Genomic DNA, 5,496 nt, shown 5'->3' on the forward strand with positions numbered 1-5,496 from the left:
CAGGATGAAAGGGTTAAAGCTGGTTTACATCGGTGTCCACAATAATGTGTGCAACTCCCTCATTGAAGCCTGCACCATGACTGGCATGCAGATTACAACCGTAACGCCGATTACACATGAACCCGCTCAGGACTCTGAGTTGCTTGAAAAAGGGAAAAAAACAGGATTGTACCATTCAACACTTGATGTGAAGAACGCTGTAAAGGACGCAGATGCTGTTTATACAGATACATGGGTTGACATGGAACTTTTCCTCGACCCAAAATTCAAAGAAGAAAAGGAAGAACGCATCAAGCTGATGATGCCCTATCAAATTAACAGAAAACTAATGGAAGACAGCGACGCGCTAATAATGCATGATATGCCCATCCATAGAGGCTACGAAATAAGTGGCGAACTAATAGAAGCGTCCAATAGTGTGATCTATGACCAAGCTGAGAATAGATTGCACAGCGAAAAGGCGATACTGCTGAAACTTCTCAACAAAATATGATAAATCTCATTTAATTTCTCAAATTGCCAGTAGGATAAGAGTTTGCAAGAGACTCGACAAAAGTTCTTCTCATCTATTAACTATTGAGAGGGAAACATCAATAGAATGTTAGTACAATTGCTTTTTATTTTAGTATCATTTGGGTGAATTGTTCTGGCTTAAAAGGCTGCAAGTCTTCATACATTTGACCCACACCAATGAACAGTATGGGCTTACCAGTCACATACGTAACGCTTAGCGCTGAACCGCCCTTCACATCAGCATCCACCTTCGTCAAAATAGTTCCATCTATGCCCACGCTTTTGTTAAACTCTTCAGCCTGCATAACCGCATCATTCCCCGTCAAGGCATCAACCACAAGCAAAGTCAAATCTGGATTCACAATGCGCTTGACCTTCGCCAACTCGTTCATCAAGTTCTTATCGGTTTGAATACGCCCCGCCGTGTCAATAAGCACCACATTAACGCCGTGAGCCTCTGCATGCTTTATAGCATCAAAAGCCACTGCAGCAGGGTCAGCCCCGTAACGATGCTTAATCATGCGTACCTCAAGCCTTTTTGCATGCTCCTCCAACTGCTCAATCGAGCCAGCTCTATACGTATCGCTGCAAGCCAAAACAACTGTATAACCCTTTTCCATAAACAACTTGGCAATCTTAGCGATACTCGTTGTCTTTCCCGTGCCATTGATTCCAACAAACGCAATAACGAATGGCTCTCCATCTTTCTGCTTCTCTTCAACCATCTTTAGCAAGTCTATCTTTTCATCCGTGTTTAAGATTTCTAGCAAAACTTCGCGTAAATTCTTCTTCACAACCTTTTTTCGGTCTTCTAAACGCTTTACCTCAACGCCTTCAAGGCGTTTCTCCATCTCATAAGATATGCGTTCCGCAACTCGAAAAGCTACATCGTTCTCGACTAGGCTTAACTTAAAATCATATAGGATTGGCTGAAGCTGTTTTGTTTTAAGTTCGGTTGCTGTAATTTTGTTAACTAAACCGCTAAGTCCCGCTTTTAGTTTTTCGAACATCGTCTGCTTGCCTCCTTCCACTGAGCCTCACCGAAACTTCGTCAAGCTGCTGTCTTTTTGTACGCATCTTTGCTATCACCTGAGCTAGCTGCTGCTGAAGATTGTTCCTAGACGTCTCCAGCTCCGCCATGCGCTTCTCCAAAGTTTGCCTAGCTTCGTCTCTAGACGTCTCCACCGACACACCAGCACCTATACCAACCACCATCGTCTCTGTTGTTGCCACTTCAGCTTTTATGAAAGAGCCGCCGCCAATGGGTACAAGCAAAGGAGTACCCTTTTTTTCCTTTTCTAACCCTTCCATCGTCGCAGACGCAAAGGCAAGTTCAGTTGTAGCAGCGCTCACTAAGTTGACTCTGTTTTGCAAGGCGTCTGCGGTGCCTTCTAACAGCCGAAGCTCCGTCAGCAGTCTTCGAAAAGTTTCCTCGTCACTTGACATCTGCTTCCTCCCCTAAGGTCAACTTCTTTATGAGGGGGCTTTCAATCTCCTCCGGAGAAATTTCTTCGATTTTGAAAATTTTGATTTGAAAATGTTTTGCCCTGTGTTTGCTTCCCAATTCCATGTATACCTTTTCTTTTGCGTTTTCAGGCTTCAAGGCTCTGACTTCCTTTTTGAAAGTCGTTCTCAAGTTAGGCTTTACTATTTCACCCGTCACACGGAACACTTTGACTTCGCTCATCTTATTTCACCACATCAAGAGCTTGTCCCATTATAAACATTTCAGGACCTGTAGTAAAGAATCCTGCCACTACATTGCCACTGTTTCCTATTAACCCTGTGGATACATAAGGTATTCCACAATTTATGGTTCCGACATCTACAGGCACCTTCAACACCTCCTTTAGAAGTTGCTGTTCCTCCTCCTTAATCAACGGATGCGCCAAGACACCTTTATTCGTAGCCAAAGCCAACGAACCAACGTAAGGCAAACCTGCAATCTCCCCCAGAACAACCTCAACGCCCAAAGTATCAGATATTTTCTCAATAGTTTTAGGTTTAAGCCTCGGATCAACAATAGCGCCATAATCATTTGTAAGAACCATGGTCCCATAGGCGTTTCTTTTTGTCTCCATCACCGTCAAATTTGCATCATCAGACACTGCCTTTATGATTTCCAGTTCTTCCTCTCGCACATAATAAGGCAAAACCACACCGTTCGAGTTGGCGCATGCCAAAGCGCCTACTACAACCGAACCGCCAATAATTGTCTTAGCCACCTTTACACCTAGCCATTTCTCAACTTTGTTAGCTTTCGTTTCAGGCGCTTGGGGGGGAATTATCGCTATTTTGTCAGTGGCTAGGGAGTAGATCCCTATGCTTGCGCTTCCGAAAAGACTTAGCAAGAAAATTGCCAACCGTTCGTCTCCTAGGCTAGGAAAATGGTTACATTACCCTCTTCATCTTTGGCAGCGCGAATCCTTAATTTTCGAGGAGGTTTCTCGATTCCTCGGCTCCAAATTTTCTCATTAACCTCGTTGCTGATAATTATTCTGCCGCCTTCTTCCTCTTCGCCTTCCCTTTCAATTGCTACTTCACCAACTTTCATATGTCTTTGAACAAAAGCTTTGATGATGCGGATGGCTTTGGGAGTCCGTTTTTTAGGTGGCATTATCCAAGCACGCCGCAAGGGTATAGTGTAGATTCTTTCTTCTACAAATTCCTCTTCCTCTTCTTTTCGACGAGGTGGTGCTTCTTCTTCAATCTCTTCCTCTTCTAGAGTCTCCTCTTCAGCTTCTTCTTCGTCTATTCCCTCTTCTTCCTTAACGACTTCGGTTTCTTCGAGAGTTTCAGTTTCTTTCCCCGGCAGTTCTTCTTCCTCTTCTGCTTCCGTAGTTTCCTCTGTCTTTTCTTCCAAGGCACCGCTTCCTCTATGCTTTAAGTTTGGAACGTCGCCAATGTTTACTCTTAGGATGCCTTCTAACTCGACCTAGAGTCTTAGCTACTACCCATGTGGGAACTGGCTTTTTTTGCTTCCCAGCCTTTGCCAGTCTACGTTTTCTCGCGGTTGGTTTGTTTCTAGCCATTGTTATTTTCTCCTTATTTTGATGTCTCGACGTTGAGTCTGTAATTGAGCTAATATTTCTTTTAGTTGGTTATCGGTAACTGGGATTTTTAAGCGTCCTGTCTGAGCGAGTTGTATGAGTTGAAGTTCGATTTGTCCTGCAAATTCAGGCTTTACCATTTTTAGGTTTGTGAGGCGTTGTCTGGCTTCTGATGAGAGTATGCGGCGGAGTAGAGCTTGTTTCTGTATTTCGACTTGTTGTTGCATTTGGGCTCGTTGTTGTTCTTGGGCGAGTCTTTGCTGTAGTTCTAGCAGTTTTTTTTTGCGTAGCGCTTCGATTTCTTCGTCCTCGCTCATAGTCTTTCATCTTTAATATTTTGCTAGTTCAGGCACTTTCTTTTCTAGTTCTGTTTTTATTTCGGTGGCTATTGTGTCTAGTAGTCGTCTGCCTTCGTTTGTTAGCACTCTACCCTTCCCTTTCACGTTTTCAACAAGTCCAGCAGTTTCAAGTTGTTGGAAGAGTTTTCTGATGTTGCTGCCCGCGCCTTTTCTCACGTGTTCTGGGCGGACTCCGAGGTCTTTTCTTCCGCTGTATTGTGCTCTTAGTCTCTCGACGCCTATTGGGCCTTTCATGTAGGTTTTTCGGAGTAGTGAGGCGCAGCGTATATACCACCAGTTTGGGTTTTGGGGTTGTTGTGTTGCGTAAGTGCCTGTTTTTACGTAGGGTGCCCATTGTGGGGGGGTGACTTGGTCTATGTTGTCTTTTATGTATTGGGCTAGTTTGTTGATGAATGCTTGTGTTGGGACGTCGTATGGTGTTGGCAAGGTTATTTACCTGTGGTTGTTTTCCTTCAGAAGATTTATGAAGCCTCTTATAAAGGCTTACTCCTTGTTAGGTTTGTTTTGTGTGTTCTCGGCGCATAGGCTAAACCATCTTGATAGGCTTCAAATAGGCGGCAAATATGAATTGGGTTGATTGTGTGATGGCAAAGAATGGGGTGTTGGTAGTTGTTCTTCTGAAGGTTGTGTTGTTAGGAGAAGCTTTGGTGCCTACAAGAGCATTAATAATATTAATGCAAATATCGTGGGAGCTAGCAATTTGGAGTTAAGGTTTGAGTATGCTTGATTTGACTTTTAATGCAAATATGATGGTACCTATTAGGCTCACTGCAGAGGCGACTTGAAAAGTGGTAACATAAGCAGCTGCTTGAGCTGCCCCTGTGCCGATCAAATAATCGGCAATTGGACCTCCTAGAAAGGTGCCGGCTATCCCAAATGATATGGAAGTGACTGCATTGTACTGCCCAAAGAGTCTCCCTCTACGCTCTTCAGGGATGAGGTCTGCCGCTAGCAAATACCCAACAACAGTCATAAGTGCCATGGAGACCCCGCTTAGACTGTTAATAACAATCATTTGTAAAGAATTTTGAGCAAACATGTAAAGAAGAGGAGTAATAACTGCCAACGCTAGCCCTAGACCTAGGGCTTTTTTTCTTCCAATCTTGTCTGCGAGAAGCCCAGCTAACAAACTAGCTATGATTGTTGCGATTGAAGCTGAATTACGAATCATCGCTACCTCAAAAGAGGAAGCTCCGATGGGCGAGTCAAGCCTAACGTAAAATATATAGACTTGCAGTATTGAGTAAACGCCTAATCCGACAACAAAAATAGAGGCAAGAAACCAATAGAAGGCTCTGGGGCTATAGCTGTTTGGCAACGCTACATTTTGTTTAAAGAAAAACTTGTCACTTTGTCTACTCTTATAAATCTGCTCTGAAGAATGTGTACTGAACCAAATTAGGGCGGCGCTTGCAAGCATAATACCAGATGCGAAGAAAAATAATATACCATTTTTGAACCCTCCAGCTTCGCCGCCCCAATCATATAACAAGCCTGAGACAGTGATCCCTAATATTCGCCCAACGCCGCCAACGCTTGAGATTACACTCATTAGTTTCCCCCTTTCTTGAGAC

General features: G+C 43.8%; 10 protein-coding genes. 1 reads left to right on the top strand and 9 read right to left on the bottom strand.

Features of this window, described 5'->3' with window-relative positions:
- Nucleotides 1-493 (top strand): ornithine carbamoyltransferase (locus OEX01_09200; GenBank protein ID MDH5449157.1); only part of this gene is annotated, 493 nt, incomplete at its 5' end.
- Nucleotides 494-617: 124 nt separating this feature from the next.
- Here the strand turns inward: OEX01_09200 and ftsY are convergent.
- From ftsY to OEX01_09245, 9 genes are all read right to left on the bottom strand, one after another.
- A complete protein-coding gene (gene ftsY / locus OEX01_09205; protein ID MDH5449158.1) occupies nt 618-1,523 on the bottom strand; it encodes a signal recognition particle-docking protein FtsY in 906 nt (301 codons plus the stop codon).
- Nucleotides 1,495-1,959 (bottom strand): prefoldin subunit alpha, encoded by a 465-nt coding sequence (gene pfdA / locus OEX01_09210; GenBank protein ID MDH5449159.1) that lies wholly within the window; start codon nt 1,957-1,959, stop codon nt 1,495-1,497. The genes ftsY and pfdA overlap by 29 nt, the downstream gene beginning before the upstream one ends.
- Complete coding sequence (gene rpl18a, locus OEX01_09215; protein MDH5449160.1) at nt 1,949-2,200, bottom strand: 50S ribosomal protein L18Ae; 252 nt, start codon at nt 2,198-2,200, stop codon at nt 1,949-1,951. Before rpl18a ends, pfdA begins: the two co-directional genes overlap by 11 nt.
- A gap of 1 nt (nt 2,201) precedes the next feature.
- Entirely contained in the window at nt 2,202-2,876 is a 675-nt protein-coding gene (locus OEX01_09220; GenBank protein MDH5449161.1) for a translation initiation factor IF-6, read from the bottom strand.
- A gap of 11 nt (nt 2,877-2,887) precedes the next feature.
- A complete protein-coding gene (locus tag OEX01_09225) occupies nt 2,888-3,376 on the bottom strand; it encodes a hypothetical protein (protein MDH5449162.1) in 489 nt (162 codons plus the stop codon).
- A 13-nt stretch (nt 3,377-3,389) separates the two neighbouring features.
- Complete coding sequence (locus tag OEX01_09230) at nt 3,390-3,545, bottom strand: 50S ribosomal protein L39e (protein MDH5449163.1); 156 nt, start codon at nt 3,543-3,545, stop codon at nt 3,390-3,392.
- 2 nt (nt 3,546-3,547) lie between these two features.
- A complete protein-coding gene (locus OEX01_09235) occupies nt 3,548-3,880 on the bottom strand; it encodes a DNA-binding protein (GenBank protein ID MDH5449164.1) in 333 nt (110 codons plus the stop codon).
- Nucleotides 3,881-3,892: 12 nt separating this feature from the next.
- Entirely contained in the window at nt 3,893-4,348 is a 456-nt protein-coding gene (locus tag OEX01_09240) for a 30S ribosomal protein S19e (GenBank protein MDH5449165.1), read from the bottom strand.
- Nucleotides 4,349-4,628: 280 nt separating this feature from the next.
- A partial coding sequence (locus OEX01_09245; protein ID MDH5449166.1) for an MFS transporter occupies nt 4,629-5,496 on the bottom strand: 868 nt, incomplete at its 5' end.

This window comes from Candidatus Bathyarchaeota archaeon (assembly GCA_029882535.1).
Lineage (GTDB): Archaea > Thermoproteota > Bathyarchaeia > Bathyarchaeales > SOJC01 > JAOUKM01.

Bases quoted from the DNA above. Each gene is read 5' to 3' on its own strand.
- OEX01_09230 (MDH5449163.1), bottom strand. From the start codon at position 3,545: ATGGCTAGAAACAAACCAACCGCGAGAAAACGTAGACTGGCAAAGGCT.
- rpl18a (MDH5449160.1), bottom strand. From the start codon at position 2,200: ATGAGCGAAGTCAAAGTGTTCCGTGTGACGGGTGAAATAGTAAAGCCT.
- pfdA (MDH5449159.1), bottom strand. From the start codon at position 1,959: ATGTCAAGTGACGAGGAAACTTTTCGAAGACTGCTGACGGAGCTTCGG.
- ftsY (MDH5449158.1), bottom strand. From the start codon at position 1,523: ATGTTCGAAAAACTAAAAGCGGGACTTAGCGGTTTAGTTAACAAAATT.
- OEX01_09235 (MDH5449164.1), bottom strand. From the start codon at position 3,880: ATGAGCGAGGACGAAGAAATCGAAGCGCTACGCAAAAAAAAACTGCTA.